Genomic DNA, 236 nt, shown 5'->3' on the forward strand with positions numbered 1-236 from the left:
CTTTCTATTCAGAAGGAAGAATTTGGAGTTGCTGTTGATTTGGCAGATCAACCCGACTTGCAAGATATTCATGCATATTACAGCCAATTTTGGCTTGCTGTTGATGAAGAGAAGGGAGTTGTTGGGACACTTGGTATCGTCAAATTTAATGCACGACAAGCTGTTCTGAAAAAGATGTTTGTCAATGTTGAATACAGAGGGAAGTCTGTTGCACAGCTTCTTTTGGATAATTTGTT

Annotated in this window: 1 protein-coding gene; it reads left to right on the forward strand. The window is 39.0% G+C overall.

Translation table 11 applies throughout. The annotated features are described in order from the left end of the window. The coding region (locus tag ETC07_RS16455; protein WP_136249352.1) for a GNAT family N-acetyltransferase at positions 1-236 on the forward strand (236 nt) is incomplete at both ends.

It is taken from the genome of Halomonas borealis, from assembly GCF_004798905.1.
GTDB lineage: Bacteria > Pseudomonadota > Gammaproteobacteria > Pseudomonadales > Halomonadaceae > Halomonas > Halomonas borealis.